11 protein-coding genes are annotated in these 14,740 nt (G+C 70.0%); 8 read left to right on the top strand and 3 right to left on the bottom strand.

The features are described 5' to 3' along the window. The first annotated feature begins 249 nt into the window (after positions 1-249). Positions 250-474: a hypothetical protein gene (locus ACFWXQ_RS37095; RefSeq protein WP_383940221.1), complete on the top strand. Its 225-nt coding sequence runs from the start codon at positions 250-252 to the stop codon at positions 472-474. Here ACFWXQ_RS37095 and istB read toward each other — a convergent pair. After that, positions 452-1,780, bottom strand: coding sequence for an IS21-like element helper ATPase IstB (gene istB, locus ACFWXQ_RS37090; RefSeq protein ID WP_383940297.1), 1,329 nt, complete (start codon positions 1,778-1,780; stop codon positions 452-454). The two genes, ACFWXQ_RS37095 and istB, sit on opposite strands and share 23 nt — an antisense overlap. Positions 1,781-2,158: 378 nt before the next feature. On the opposite strand from istB, the gene ACFWXQ_RS37085 reads away from it, so the two are divergent. The 3 genes from ACFWXQ_RS37085 (at position 2,159) to ACFWXQ_RS37075 (ending at position 7,901) form a co-directional block, all read left to right on the top strand. Further along, positions 2,159-3,802, top strand: coding sequence for a hypothetical protein (locus ACFWXQ_RS37085; RefSeq protein WP_383940224.1), 1,644 nt, complete (start codon positions 2,159-2,161; stop codon positions 3,800-3,802). Continuing rightward, positions 3,799-6,186, top strand: a complete 2,388-nt coding sequence (locus tag ACFWXQ_RS37080; protein ID WP_383940227.1) for a tetratricopeptide repeat protein — start codon at positions 3,799-3,801, stop codon at positions 6,184-6,186. The genes ACFWXQ_RS37085 and ACFWXQ_RS37080 overlap by 4 nt, the downstream gene beginning before the upstream one ends. Positions 6,187-6,257: 71 nt before the next feature. Next, positions 6,258-7,901 (top strand): DNA repair helicase XPB, encoded by a 1,644-nt coding sequence (locus ACFWXQ_RS37075; protein ID WP_383940230.1) that lies wholly within the window; start codon positions 6,258-6,260, stop codon positions 7,899-7,901. A 158-nt stretch (positions 7,902-8,059) separates the two neighbouring features. Here ACFWXQ_RS37075 and ACFWXQ_RS37070 read toward each other — a convergent pair whose 3' ends face one another. Then, on the bottom strand, positions 8,060-8,248 hold the full coding sequence (locus tag ACFWXQ_RS37070) for a hypothetical protein (protein ID WP_383940233.1): 189 nt from the start codon (positions 8,246-8,248) through the stop codon (positions 8,060-8,062). A gap of 339 nt (positions 8,249-8,587) precedes the next feature. Between ACFWXQ_RS37070 and ACFWXQ_RS37065 the strand changes: the two genes are divergently transcribed. Next, positions 8,588-10,666, top strand: coding sequence for a HelD family protein (locus ACFWXQ_RS37065; protein ID WP_383940299.1), 2,079 nt, complete (start codon positions 8,588-8,590; stop codon positions 10,664-10,666). A 114-nt stretch (positions 10,667-10,780) separates the two neighbouring features. On the opposite strand, the gene ACFWXQ_RS37060 is transcribed toward ACFWXQ_RS37065, so the two are convergent. Beyond that, positions 10,781-11,470: a copper homeostasis protein CutC gene (locus tag ACFWXQ_RS37060; protein WP_383940236.1), complete on the bottom strand. Its 690-nt coding sequence runs from the start codon at positions 11,468-11,470 to the stop codon at positions 10,781-10,783. A gap of 175 nt (positions 11,471-11,645) precedes the next feature. Between ACFWXQ_RS37060 and ACFWXQ_RS37055 the strand changes: the two genes are divergently transcribed. From ACFWXQ_RS37055 to ACFWXQ_RS37045, 3 genes are all read left to right on the top strand, one after another. Then, positions 11,646-12,299 carry a hypothetical protein gene (locus ACFWXQ_RS37055; protein WP_383940238.1) on the top strand — a complete coding sequence of 218 codons (654 nt, stop codon included), beginning with the start codon at positions 11,646-11,648 and terminating at the stop codon, positions 12,297-12,299. Between the two features lie 120 nt (positions 12,300-12,419). After that, a complete protein-coding gene (locus ACFWXQ_RS37050) occupies positions 12,420-13,676 on the top strand; it encodes a Cmx/CmrA family chloramphenicol efflux MFS transporter (RefSeq protein ID WP_383940302.1) in 1,257 nt (418 codons plus the stop codon). Positions 13,677-13,694: 18 nt separating this feature from the next. Continuing rightward, complete coding sequence (locus ACFWXQ_RS37045; protein WP_386270137.1) at positions 13,695-14,735, top strand: GNAT family N-acetyltransferase; 1,041 nt, start codon at positions 13,695-13,697, stop codon at positions 14,733-14,735. Positions 14,736-14,740: the final 5 nt, after the last annotated feature.

The raw sequence follows: 14,740 nt of genomic DNA, 5'->3' as shown, positions 1-14,740 counted from the left end.
CCAGGAGGTAGTCCCATGCGCACTGCTCGCCGTGTCGCCACCGTTCTGATCGGTACCGCCGCGCTGCTCGGCGCACTCGCGTCACAGGCCGCCGCGATCGGCATCGATCTCGGCGGGGGCCTGACCCTCTGAGGCCGCCCCCGCACGTCCCGTACGCCCCGCGGGCCGGACTCGGCATGCCGAGTCCGGCCCGTCCCCTCCGAGGGCCCCCACCCCCGCTCAGCAGCGTTCGAAAGGCTTCAGAAACCCATGCGTTCCACGCTCCGGACCCCCACCACGATCCGTACCGCCGCCGCCACCGCCACGCTCTTCGCCTCGGCCGCGCTCATCGGCGTGCTCGCCCCGCAGGCCGCCGCCGCGCAGCCCGCGCTGCCGCTGCCCATCCCGGTCGCCGCCGTCGAACCGCTCGTCACCGAGGGGGTCAGCATCGAGGGACCGCTGGTCAACAACATCACTCTGCCCACGCTGAAGTAGCCCGGCGCATCCGGTAGCTGTCCCCTTCGAGGCGGACGATCTCCGCGTGGTGCGCGAGGCGGTCGACCATCGCGGGGGCGGCGCCGCCGAAGATCTCGTCCCAGCGGCCGAGCGGGCGGTCGCCGGTCACGATCAGCGAGGACCGCTCGTAGCGGTGCGCGACGAGCTGGAAGAAGAGGTGGGCGGTGTCCGCGTCGAACGGGGTGTAGCCGACCTCGTCCACGATCAGCAGCGGGTGGGCGTCCAGCGCGGCCAGCTCCTCGGCGAGCCGCCCGGCCGCCCGCGCCTCCCGCAGCCTCGCGGCCCACTGAGCGGCGGTCGCGAACAGCACCTGGTGCCCCGCCTGGCAGGCCCGCACGCCGAGACCGACGGCGAGATGCGTCTTGCCGGTGCCGGGCGGCCCGACGAACACCACGTTCCGCCGTGCGGCGACGAAGTCCAGCTTGCCGAGCCGGGCCAGCACCTCCCGGTCGAAGTCCCGCGGATGCTCCTCGTCGAACTCCTCCAACTGCTTCCGGGAGGGAAAACGCGCGGCCCGGATCCGGGTCTCGGCCCCCGTCTCGTAGGAGTCGTAGGCAGACGGATCCCGGTTCTCGTACGAGGGCGGGGACAGGTACGAGCCCGTCGCCTGGGCCGGGATCGGGACCTGGACCTGGACCTGAGCCGGGACCTGGGCCTGTGTGACCGCCGCCGAGGTCGAGAACTCGGCGGGGACGGCCGTCGAGGCGCAATGCCCCCCGCCGCATCCGTCCTGCCCCGGCACCGGCCCGTGCCCCTTGTGCGTACGGTCCCCGTGCTCCGCCATCGGCCCCGACATGTACGCCAGGATCGCCGCCGAGGCGATGAAGGCCATGTGGATCACCGTCCCCCAGAGCAGCGAGTGCTGCGAGGTGTGGTGCACGTCCACGAACATCTGGAGCAGGTGGACGGAGGAGATGCCCACGATGGCGGTGGCGAGCTTCACCTTCAGGACGTTGGAGTTGACGTGCGAGAGCCATTCCGGCTGGTCACGGTGGCCCTGGAGACCGATGCGGGAGACGAAGGTCTCGTACCCCCCGACGATCACCATGATCAGCAGGTTCGCGATCATGACGACGTCGACCAGCTTCAGCACGGCGAGCATGACGTACGTCTCGTTCGCCTGACCGGTCACGCACCGGAGAATTAAATTCCACAGCTCGTTGAAGAACTTGTAGACGTACACGCCCTGCGCCGCCACCAGCCCGAAGTAGAGCGGGGCCTGGAGCCAGCGGGTGGCGAAGAGGGCGTACCCGAGCGTCGTGGACGGCTGGGAGACGACCGGCAGCGGAACAGTCGGTGAGGCCGGCGGAGGCGCGTGCGGCGGTGCATGGATGTGGCTGTGACCGGGTCCGGACAACGGTGGCTCTCCCTGGGCGGTGACCTGGGGCAGTGACCTGCGGGGATCGCCATTCTTCGGGTCCACGGCGGTAAATCTGAATTCCCACCACTCATTGGAATGAATAGACATCCAGTAGGACAGGACGGGGCGCCACCCGGTTCGTCGGACCTGGCGCGCGCAACTGAGCGTCCGCACACCCTTCGGCGCGACGTGCCCCACCGGCCCTCGCCCTCGCATCATGGACCTCCCGGCCGCTTGCCGAGGTTCCAGGGATACCGCGGTCAAGTCCGGTGCGGTGCGCCATCCTTGTGCCGGGAGGGCGATGTGGGCAAAGCATCGAGGAAGAAGCAGGAACAGCGGGCGCAGAAAGCCACCTCGGTAGAAATCTTGGACGGTGGTGACCCGCGAGCGCGCGGCGAGGAAGCCCTCGAGCGGCTACTGCGCTCGAACACGCCGGGGAAGATCAGTCTGGCCGGTGCCTACGCGTGGGGTTACGCGGCGCTGGGACTCGCTCAGCAGGAAGGAACCGATCCGGACTGGCACCAGGAGATCGACCCCTTGGACGTCCTCTTCCTGGGAACGGCCTGGCCCAAGGGGTTCCGTAACGAGTTCGAGTTCGCCAACGCACGTGACGCGTGGCTGCGGCTCTTGCGCGGAACCGTGCACGGGAAGGGCATCCGGCACTTCGTACGCGAGGCCGTCTCGGTGAGCGAAGAGCTGGGGCTCCCTGTGGACGACGCGGAACTGATGTTGGCACTCATCGGGCGACTCGAAGCGGCCGGGCTCGACCAACGCCGGCTGCCCCGGCGGCTGCTGCCCGAGGTGGCCCTCCAGGACTGTCGTGCGGCCCATGGTCCGTCTCTGGATCTGCGTGTCCCCGACCCCCCGGAGGACGTGCAGAAGCGCGTACGGCGATTCTGGGAAAACGAGGAGGAGCCATGGGCCGATGACAGTCCTCAGGCAGTTCTCCGTAACGGGCTGCGACGGTTCCATGACATGGGTCTGCCGGTCGAAGACGAGTCCGGAGTGTTACTGCCGGCCTTGTACGCGGCGCTGATGACGAAGCCGGGCGAGCTTCTGGAGGACATGGGCGAACATGCCTGGGCGTGGGCTGTTTCCCTGGACGAAGCGTCGCCATTGGTGCCGGTGCTCGACATCCTCCTTGTCGCCCCCGAGCTGGAGATGTCCGTCGCTGAAACCCTCGGGCGTCTCTTCGCCGTCCCCGCGTTCACCGAGCCGTTTCCCTCGGACGCCCTGCTCTGGACCAGCTCTCCAGGTCTCGCTCTACCGCGCCTGGCCTTCGAGTTGGGCATTCCCGAGGTGTCAACCCGGGATCGAGCGATCACCCCGGACCTACTTGACTGGGTGGGCATGCACACCCGGATGCACCTGAGTACCGCCGCTCGCGGCAGTGCAGCCAATCTCGACATCGAGGAGACGGGCCACGCCGAGGGTACGAACAGCCCGCAGAAGGAGCCGGACGAGCCATGGGCCGAGCGACGTGAGTCCGTGCGCGAGGCGGTGCGGCAGAAGACCCGTAAGGCGTCCGGCAGTACGGCCGCCGGAGGCCGCCGGTCCGACCGTCCCGTCGAGCGCATCTGGAACGCGGACGGCAGCTCCGAGATCCGGATCTCGACCGACACTCCGCAGGGGCAGGAGTTGAAGGAGGCTCTGGAGAGCCAAATTGATGCCTTCCGGGACAAGTTCGGCCGCGAGCCGGCGCCGGACGATCCGCTGTTCTTCAACCCCGATGCCGACGAACCCACCCGTATCACCAAGAAAGACTTTGACGACATGCTGCGGCGCATGGCGGAGCGCGCGGTCGAGATGGGTGTCGACCCTGAGTTCCTCCACGCTTGGCGCGAGGTCGGGTACGTGGTCACCGAGGAAACCAGGAAAGGGTTCACCACCGCTGAAGTGATCGCCTTCAACAGGGCTCTCTCTCGGCACCGAGAGGCCTGCGAGTGACCGGCGGAACCGACAATCACATCAGCGGAGGAGTCCTATTCAGCCTCGTCGTCCAGGGGCGGACCGTCACCCTGACTCTGCCGAGCCGTCCGGACCCTGCACTCGCCGGACTTCCCCGACGGTCTGCGACCTACGCGGGGCGCCACAACGAACTGGCTCAGATCCTCGCTGCCTTGGCACCGGCGACGCCGGGCGAGGCGAAGGGCACCGTAATGGTCACCGGGCTCGCCGGGACAGGCAAAACCGAACTCGTACTGCAGGCAGCCCACCGAATGCTTCATGACAAATCCTGGTTCCCCGGTGGAGTCCTCTTCGTCGATCTCCACGGCTACGACGCGGAGCGCAGGGTGTCGCCGAAGCGGGCGCTCGGCACCCTCCTGCGAGCACTCGGCATCCCCCCGGAGCACATCCCTCCCGGGTTGGAGGAACGCGCGCTCGTCTACCGTTCTGCACTCGGCGCACTGGCCGCTGCCGGGCGACGGGTCTTGGTCGTCCTGGACGACGTACCGGCCACCCGCCGCGTACGCCACCTCCTGCCGAGTGACGGAAGCACCGCCACGATCATGTCCTCACGGCACTCCCTCGCGGAACTGGACGCTCTGGCACTGACCCTGCGGGAGCTGCCCGCCGAGGAGGGACGAGAGCTGCTGGGCGACGCCATCCTCACCGCTCTGCCCGATGACTCGCGGATGGCAGTCGAAGCGAGTGAGGCCGACCGGCTTGTCGCGCTGTGCGGCGGGCTGCCACTGGCCCTGCGCATTCTGGCGTCCCTCCTCGTGGACGTGCCGTCCCGACCCCTGTCCCACCTTCGCCGAGACCTTGCGGACGCGCACTCCAGGCTCTCCGTGCTGAGCCGGGAGAAACGCGCCGTAACCGCGGCCTTCGAACTGTCCTACCGAAGGCTCACCAAGGAGCAGGCCAAGCTCTTCCGGCTGACATCCCTGCATCCCGGACCGGACTTCTCTACCGAGGCCACTGCCGAGTTGTACGGCGAGAACCTCAAGAAAACCGAACGACTTCTGCTGGACCTGGCCCGCAGGCACCTGGTCGAGCCGAGAGATCCGTATGGCCGCTGGCAGCAGCACAGTCTCGTACGCCTCTACGCCCGGGAGCAGCTCGTCCCGGACGACAGCGCCTGGGACAAAGCCCTCTTACGTCTGCTCGCTCACTTCCACAGAATGACCACCCTGGCGTGTGAAAGGCTCTTCCGCCCCGCGAGGACCGGACCTGCCGTGGAGTCTGCCTTCACCGACCGAGCCGAAGCGCTGCAGTGGCTGGAGGCTGAGCGACACACTCTGGTTGCGGCGACCCTCTGGGCTCACGACGCCGACGACGATCCGGTGTGTGTGGCCCTGGCCGTGCCCGTCTCAAAATTCCTGATGGAGACGCGCTACCTGGAGGATGCCGGGCGGGTGCTGTCCGCGGGCATCCGGTCGTGCCGACGGAGCGAGGACCTTTTTCACGAGGCATCTCTGCTGAGTTCCTTCGGTGTGGTGCTCCGGGACACACGCAAGCTGCGCAGATCTGTTCGTGCGCACCACAAAGCAATCAAGATCTGCCGAGGGCTGAAGAATCACCAGGCCCTGGCCAGCGCGCTGAACAATCTCGGGCTCTCGCTCCATGAGCAGCGCCGGTTCGAACAGGCTGTGGCGTCCCACACCGAAGCCGCGCAGCTGTTCAAGCGCGCCGGTGACCGGGTCGGTGTGGCGCAGGCGCTGAGCAATACCGGCGAGACACTGACCGAGCTGGGCCGCACGGAGGAAGCTGCCCACTCCCTTCGGAAGGCCGCGAAGATCTTCCGGAGACAGGGCGACCTGCGCGGTTACGCCCAAGCTCTGGGAAGCCTCGCCAAGGCGACACGCAACGATGGGAAGGCCGAGCAGGCGGTCGAGCTGTACAAACGTGCGCTCGACATGGCCGACGGCCTGCTCACACCCCATGAGAGAGCGGTCGAACTGTCCAACCTCTGCGGCGCCCTGACCGCTGCTGGAGACCTCGAAGCTGCTCTCACCGCGCAGCAGGAGGCATTGGGTACTTTCCGTCGACTGCGAGACCGCCGCGGTGAGGCGATGGCCTTGGGCAACATGGCCCTCGTACGCCAGAAGCAGTGCAAGTGGAAAAAGGCTGTACAGCTGCACACTCTCGCCCTGGAGACATTCCTCGAGAGCAAGGACGATCACGGTCTGGCCACCGAGATGAGGAATCTCGCGTTCACACTTCTCCAGCAGGGCTGCAACACCGAAGCCATGGAGACCTTGGAGCTCGCCGCTGATCTGTACGGCCAGACCGGCGATGCGGCGAGGGTCATCGGCACGCTCGACGTCGTAGACCAGGTGAGAAGGCAGAATGGTGTCGGCATGCACCCCATAGAGAGCTGGACGTGATCGCTCATGGGTGAGGCACACTGGACGTTTGGCCGTGCACACCGCACAGCTGTGCAGAAGGGGACGCACGCGTGAATGGTCCACTCATCGTCCAGTCCGACAAGACGCTGCTCCTGGAGGTCGACCACGAGCTGGCGGACGAGTGCCGTCGTGCCATCGCGCCCTTCGCCGAGCTGGAGCGGGCGCCCGAGCACATCCACACGTACCGGCTGACGCCGCTCGGGCTGTGGAACGCGCGGGCCGCCGGGCACGACGCCGAGCAGGTCGTGGACGCGCTCGTGCAGTACAGCCGCTATCCCGTGCCGCACGCGCTGCTGGTCGACATCGCCGAGACGATGGACCGCTACGGCCGCCTGACGCTGAGCAAGGACCCGGCGCACGGGCTCGTCCTGACGACCACCGACCGGCCCGTGCTGGAGGAGATCCTCCGCTCGAAGCGGGTCATTCCGCTGGTCGGCGCCCGGATCGACCCGGACACGGTCGCCGTGCACCCCTCCGAGCGCGGCCAGATCAAGCAGACGCTGCTGAGGCTGGGCTGGCCGGCCGAGGACCTCGCCGGGTACGTGGACGGCGAGGCGCACCCCATCGAGCTGGCCGAGGACGGCTGGGCGCTGCGGCCCTACCAGAAGCAGGCCGTGGAGAACTTCTGGCACGGCGGGTCAGGGGTGGTCGTACTCCCCTGTGGCGCCGGAAAGACGCTGGTCGGCGCCGGGTCCATGGCCCAGGCCAAGGCCACGACCCTGATCCTCGTCACCAACACCGTCTCCGCCCGGCAGTGGAAGCACGAGCTGGTGAAGCGGACCTCGCTGACCGAGGAGGAGATCGGGGAGTACAGCGGTACGCGCAAGGAGATCCGGCCGGTCACCATCGCGACGTACCAGGTCCTGACGACGAAGCGGAAGGGTGTCTATCCGCACCTGGAGCTGTTCGACTCCCGCGACTGGGGCCTGATCGTCTACGACGAGGTGCATCTGCTGCCCGCGCCGGTCTTCAAGTTCACGGCCGACCTGCAGGCGCGTCGGCGGCTCGGTCTGACGGCCACGCTGGTGCGGGAGGACGGCCGCGAGTCGGACGTGTTCTCGCTGATCGGCCCGAAGCGGTTCGACGCTCCCTGGAAGGAGATCGAGGCGCAGGGGTATATCGCGCCCGCGGACTGTGTGGAGGTCCGCGTCAATCTCACGGACGCCGAGCGTCTCGCGTACGCGACCGCCGAGACGGAGGAGAAGTACCGCTTCTGCGCGACGACCGCGACGAAGCGGAAGGTGACGGAGGCGCTGGTGCGGCGGTTCGCCGGGCAGCAGATCCTTGTCATCGGGCAGTACATCGACCAACTCGACGAGCTGGGCGAGCACTTGGACGCGCCTGTCATCAAGGGTGAGACGTCGAACGCGCAGCGCGAGAAGCTCTTCGAGGCGTTTCGGCAGGGCGAGATCAGTGTGCTCGTGGTGTCGAAGGTGGCGAACTTCTCGATCGACCTGCCGGAGGCGACTGTCGCGATCCAGGTGTCGGGGACGTTCGGGTCCCGCCAGGAGGAGGCGCAGCGGCTCGGGCGGGTGCTGCGGCCGAAGGCCGACGGGCACCAGGCGCACTTCTACTCGGTGGTGGCTCGGGACACGATCGATCAGGACTTCGCTGCGCATCGACAGCGGTTCTTGGCTGAGCAGGGGTATGCGTATCGCATCGTGGATGCGGATGAGTTGCTTGCGGACAGTTGAGCGGGGGGTTCGTGGGGAGGGGTTCGTCGGGAGGGTGCGGGTCGGTGGGGGCTGGTCGCGCAGTTCCCCGCGCCCCTAAAAGCCAAAAGACTGCGCAGTTCCCCGCGCCCCTAAAAGATTGCGCCGTTCCCCGCGCCCCTGAAGGGGCATCGGCGCGCTTACCGGCGGCGTACGCCTGCTTCCTCTTCGTATTCGCCTAGGAGGACCACGCTCAGGGTGGTGGTTGCGAAGACCTTGATGGCTCGGAGGGTGTCGCCGAGGCGGTGGCGGTGGCTGCCGTGGAGGGCGGTGGCTCCCGGGGGTGGGCCGGGACTGACGGAGGCTGAGGTGAAGGTCGCTGTGCTCATGTATCCATAGTGGAATTTCCGCCCTCCGCTTTCATCGGCCTGTGGACCGAACCTCCGTCGTCGCCTCGTACGACTCCGGAGTGACCCGTCCCCCGTAGGGAGGGGGACCGCGTCCCCTAGGGGATGCCGCGAAAAATGGTTGGCCCCCGCCGCCTCCCCTCGCCTAGGATCTCCGCTCTTGCCCGCCTCCCTCGTGGAGTGCCGCCGACCGGACGGAAACCGGTCGGCACACAGCCCGGCCATACGGCGACAGCCCCGCCATACGGCGACGAGGCACACCCACTCAGCAGGCTCCAGGCCCCGGAGGCATCACCCGTGTCCACCCCGCCCGACCCCGCCATGCCGGTACCCGGTCCGACCGGCGACCCGCTCTCCCGCGAGCGCGCCCACCTCACCCACTCCCGTGCCGCCCTCCGCTCGATGCGCGAGGACGTCGAGTCGCTCGACATCCGGGACGTCACCGCGAACTGGGTCAACGCGGAGGTCCTCACACGCCAGATCGACGACCGCGTCAAGGCCCTCGCGGACCTCTCGCACACCCCGCTCTTCTTCGGCCGCCTCGACTATCTGCACTCCCCGGGCGCCGACCGGGCGGAGGGCGCGGGGGGCGAGCGCTTCTACATCGGGCGCCGGCACGTGCACGACGCCGACGGGGACCCGATGGTGATCGACTGGCGTGCCCCGGTGTCCCAGCCCTTCTACCGGGCCTCCAAGAAGAACCCGCTGGACATCGCGCTGCGCCGCCGCTTCGGCTACACGGCCGGCGACCTCACCGCGTACGAGGACGAGCACCTCTCCGACCCCGCCGAAGCGGCCGCCACCAGCAAGCTGCTCCAGCAGGAGATCGAGCGCCCGCGCGTCGGCCCGATGCGCGACATCGTGGCGACGATCCAGCCCGAGCAGGACGAGATCGTACGGTCCGGCCTCGGCGGCACGGTCTGTGTGCAGGGCGGTCCGGGCACCGGAAAGACGGCGGTCGGCCTGCACCGCGTCGCCTACCTCCTCTACGCCCACCGCGACCGGCTCGCCCGCACCGGCACCCTGGTCATCGGGCCGAACGCGTCCTTCCTCCACTACATCGAGCAAGTGCTGCCCGCACTGGGCGAGTTGGCGGTCAGGCAGGCCACGGTCGACGACCTGGTCGCCCATGTGGAGGTGCGGGGCAGGGACGAGGCGGCGGCCGCGGTCGTCAAGGGCGACGCACGGATGGCCGAGGTACTCCGCCGGGCCGTCCGCTCGCACGTCACCATGCCCACCGAGCCGGTCATGGTGGTCCGCGGCTCACGCCGCTGGCGCGTTCCGGCGTACGAACTCGAAGTCATCGTCCGGGAGTTGCTCGACCGGGACATCCGGTACGGCGCCGCCCGCGAGGCCCTGCCGCAGCGCATCGCACACGCCGTGCTGGTGCAGATGGAGCGGTCGGGCGAGGCCCCGGACGACCGGGTGCAGGACGCCGTGGCCCGCAACACCGCGGTGAAGGCGGCGGTGAAGGCCGTCTGGCCGCCGGTCGACCCCGCGAAGCTGGTCCTCCGCCTCCTCTCCGACGCCGACTTCCTGGCCGCCCACGCCGAGGGCATCCTCACCGAGGACGAGCAGAAGACGATCCTGTGGGCCAGGCCCGTACGGTCGGTGAAGTCCGCCAAGTGGGCAGCCGCGGACGCCGTGTTGATCGACGAGGCCACCGACCTCGTACAGCGCACTCACTCCCTCGGGCATGTGGTGCTCGACGAGGCGCAGGACCTGTCCCCCATGCAGTACCGGGCGGTGGGGCGGCGCTGCACGACCGGTTCCGCGACCGTGCTCGGGGACCTGGCACAGGGCACGACCCCCTGGGCGACCCGGAGTTGGGAGGAGGCGCTGACCCATCTGGGCAAGGGGGACGCGGTCGTGGAGGAGCTGACGGCCGGTTTCCGTGTGCCGACGGACGTCATCACGTACGCGTCCCGGCTCCTCCCCCACATCGCGCCCGGCCTGACCCCGGTGGCGTCGGTCCGCGAGAACCCGGGCTTCTTCGAGGTCCGCCCGACCGCCGCGGACACCTCGGACACCTCGAACACCGCGGACACCGAAGTGGTCGCCGCCTGCGAGGAGTTGCTGCGCAACGAGGGCTCGGTCGGCCTGATCGCGGCCGACGCGCGCGTGCCGGCGCTGGCCGCTGCGCTGACGGCGGCCGGTCTCCCCTATCTGGGCCCCGGCGAGGAGACGACCCTCACCACCCGCCTCACCCTGGTCCCGGCCTCGCTCGCCAAGGGCCTGGAGTACGACTACGTGGTCCTGGACGAGCCCCGCGCCATCGTCGACGGCGAACCGGACGAACGCACCGGCCTACGCCGCCTGTACGTCTCCCTGACCCGAGCGGTCTCAGGCCTGATCGTCACACACGCGGCACCGCTTCCACCCCAGCTGTCGCAGGGTTAGCAGGATTGTTAGGGGCGCGGGGAACGGCGCAATCTTTTCGCCCTTCAGGGGCGCGGGGAACGGCGCGACAAGCCCCCACGCACCCGCAGACGAAATCCGCACCCCAGCGGAGCGCTACACGTCCAACGCCGCCCGCCACCCCCGTACCGCCTCAGCCGAGACCGGTACGTCCCAGCCGCCGGGCCGCGCCGCTCCCCCGATGTGGAAGGCGTCGACGCCGGCGGCCCGCAGCCGCGGTACGTGGTCGAGGCGCAGGCCGCCGCCGATGAGGAGCCGCGGCTCGTACCCCGGTTCGCCGCGGCGGGCCGCCTCCGCGAGGAGCGTGGCCAGGCCCTCGTCCACACCCGCCGCCGACCCCGCCGTGAGGTACGCGTCCAGGCCGGGCAGGTCGGCGAGGCTCTTGCGCAGCGCGTCGCGGTCGGCCGCGCGGTCGATCGCCCGGTGGAACGTCCAGCGACAGCCGTCCAGCTCGGCGAGCACCGCCTCCAGCGCGGGCAGGTCCGGGTCCCCGGTCTCGTCCAGGAACCCGAGCACGAACTCGTCCGCCCCGGCGGCCCGCAGCTCCCGGGCCGCCCGCCGGAGTTCCCGTACGTCCCCGGCCTCGAAGCCGTCGGCCAGGCGCAGCATCACCCGCAGCGAGATGCCGACGGCGGCCCTGATCTCCGCGAAGGTCCCGACCGGCGGGGTCAGCCCGTCGGCGGCCATGTCGGTGACCAGCTCCAGCCGATCCGCGCCTCCGGCCTCGGCGGCGACCGCGTCCTCGACACCGAGGGCGATCACCTCCAGGACTGCACGCTCACTCATAGGACCTCTTCCCTCGGGCGGCTACAGGTCTAGTCCAATAGTCAGCCTACGCGTAAGCGCTCCGCTGGGGTGCGGGGATTCGTCTGCGGGTGCGATGTGGCTGGTCGCGCAGTTCCCCGCGCCCCTGAAGGGGCGCAGCCCCGCGATGCCCAGGGGCGCGGTGGACAATGAGCCCATGGCCGATCTCGACTCCCTGCGTGTCCGCTGGTTCCGTGCTCTGGAAGGGGCCCGTGACGCCGGCGTCCGGGCGGACCCCGCCCCCTACGCCGACAACCTCATCTCCCGGTGGTCGGAGCCGCAGCGGCGGTATCACACGGTGGAGCATCTGACGGCGGTGCTGGACCACATCGATGTGCTGGAGGCGCACGAGAAGCACGCGGCGGACGCCGATCTGGTCCGGCTGGCGGCGTGGTTTCACGACGCCGTCTACCTCCCCGACCGTTCCGAGAACGAGGAGCGGTCCGCGCGGCTCGCCGAGCGGGCGCTGCCCGAGGCCGGGGTCTCCGCGGCCGGTACGGCGGAGGTCGCCCGGCTCGTCCGCCTGACCGTCACGCACGCCCCGGCCGACGACGACCCCAACGGCCAGGTCCTCTGCGACGCCGACCTGGCCATCCTGGCGGCGCCCCCGGCCGCGTACGCCGCCTACACGGCCGCCGTGCGCGAGGAGTACGCCTTCGTCCCGCCGGAGGCCTTCCGCGAGGGCCGTGCGGCGATCCTGCGGCAGCTTCTGGAACTGCCCCGGCTCTTCCACACCCCTTACGGGACAAGGGAATGGGAGGGTTCGGCACGTCGGAACCTGGAGTCGGAGCTCGGCCTGTTGACGGGCTGAACGGCAGCCGATGGAATGACAGGTCCACCCATGAGGTTGGCACCTGATATGCCCGTCCCCACGAGCGCCGGCTCCGCCACGCCCACCAGCACCAGCACCCACCCCCGCAACCGCACCCGTATGCCCCTCGCCGTCTACGTCCTCGGGCTCTCCGTCTTCGCACTGGGCACCAGTGAGTTCATGCTCTCCGGCCTGCTGCCGGCCGTCGCGGACGACATGAACGTGTCGATTCCGCGCGCGGGGCTCCTGATATCCGCCTTCGCCGTCGGGATGGTGGTGGGCGCGCCGCTGCTGGCCGTGGCCACGCTCCGGCTGCCCCGCCGTACGACCCTGATCTCGCTCATCGCGGTCTTCGGGGTCGGCCAGATCGCGGGCGCCCTCGCCCCGAACTACGCCGTGCTCTTCGCGTCCCGTGTCGTGAGCGCGCTGGCGTGCGCCGGGTTCTGGGCGGTCGGCGCGGCGGTGGCCATCGCCATGGTCCCGGTGAACGCCCGGGCCCGCGCCCTCGCCGTGATGATCGGCGGCCTGTCCATCGCGAACGTCCTCGGCGTTCCGGCGGGCGCCTTCCTGGGCGGGAGCCTCGGCTGGCGTTCGGCGTTCTGGGCGGTCGGCGCGGCCTCCGCGGTCGCGCTGGTCGGAGTGGCCACGCTCATCCCGCGTATCCCGCTCCCCGACGAGAAGCCGCAGCTCAGGCGGGAGCTGCGGATCTACCGCGACCGGCAGGTCTGGCTCTCCATCTCGCTGATCGCGTTCGCCGCGGGCGGTGTCTTCTGCGCGTTCAGCTATCTCGCGCCGCTGCTCACCGACGTCTCCGGGCTCGACGACAGCTGGGTGCCCGTGGTGCTCGGGCTGTTCGGCGTCGGGGCGCTGATCGGCACGATGATCGGCGGCCGGATCGCCGACGCGCACCTCTTCGGGGTGCTGCTCACCGGTATCGCGGCCTCGTCCGTGCTGCTGGTCGCGCTGGCGCTGCTCGGGCAGTACGCCGTCGCCGCCGTGACCCTCGCCTTCCTCCTCGGCGTCTCCGCCTTCTACACGGCCCCGGCCCTGAACGCCCGGATGTTCAACGTCGCGGGCAAGGCCCCCACCCTGGCCGGTGCCACCACCACGGCCGCGTTCAACCTCGGCAACACCGGTGGCCCCTGGATCGGCGGTGCCGTCATCGACGCGGGCCTCGGTTTCGCCTCCCCGGCCTGGGCGGGCGCGGCCCTGACGGTCACGGCGGGCGCGGTGACGGCGGCCTCGCTGCGCCTGCACCGGCGTACGGCGGCCTCGCGCGTGGTGACAGCCGGAGCCCCGGCCTCCACAACCACCGCCGCGGCTCCCTCTGCCGCCGCCCCCAACGAGCCGGTTAATCAGTCTCGTTCGGCGAACTGATCACCTATTCTCACCGGCATGCTGGACATGGGCGGGGATCAGGTGGAAGAGGCGGTCGCGGACGCGGTGGCAGCGCTGCGGAGGGTGGCCGACCGGGACTGGAGCGTCAAGGCGGGCCGCCTGGACTGGAGTTGCCGTAAAACGGCGGAGCACATCGCGTCGGACTGCATCGCGTACGCGGGGCAGTTGGCGGGCCTCCCCACCGACCGTTACGTACCGTTCGACATCACCTTCGACGAGTGCGAGAGCCCCGAGGACGTCCTCCAGGTCGTCGAGGCGACCGGCACCCTGCTCGCGGCCGCCGTCCGGACCGCCCCCCGCGAGGCCCGCGCCTTCCACCCGTACCCCTTCCGCAGCGCGAACCGCGAGGGCTTCGCCGCGATGGGCGTCACCGAGGTGCTCGCGCACACGCACGACATCGCCGAGGGCCTGGGCATCCCGTACGAGCCGCCGGCGGCGCTCTGCGAGGCGGTGCTCACCCGGATCTTCCCGCACGTCCGGCCCGCGCCCGGCGACGGCCACTGGCGCACGCTGCTCTGGGCCACGGGCCGTGGCGACCTGCCCGGCCGGGCGCCCCTCACCGAGTGGCGCTGGAACAACAACCTGGTCATCCCCGCCGAGCGCCTCACCCTCCAGGGCGTCACCCCCGCGGCCGCCGCCGACCTCGGCGCGGGCGGCACCGGCGGCTTCGAGTGGATTGAGGACGGCCCCTTCGAGGGCACGCGGGACGCCGCCGGCATGGTGACGAAGGCGTACGAGGCCGGGGTGCACCGACCGGAGTTCGGCCTGTTCGTCCTGGTACGCCGCGAGGACGGCCGCGCCGAGGTCGGCTACGACCTGACCGAGTCCGCCCGCGGCAACGGCTACGCCGCCGAGGCCCTGCGCACCCTGTCCGCCTGGGCCCTCTCCCGCGACGACGTCACGTCCCTGTTCGCCACGGTGGACCACGTCAACGCCCCTTCCCAGAGCGTGCTGTCCCGCGCGGGCTTCACCCGGGTGAGCGGGGAGGGCGGGGACGGAGAGGACGGCGAGCAGTACGCGTACGAACTGAGGGGCTGAGCGAC

It is taken from the genome of Streptomyces sp. NPDC058697 (assembly GCF_042715345.1).
Lineage (GTDB): Bacteria > Actinomycetota > Actinomycetes > Streptomycetales > Streptomycetaceae > Streptomyces > Streptomyces liliifuscus.
This window is presented reverse-complemented; position numbering and strand designations above follow the sequence as displayed.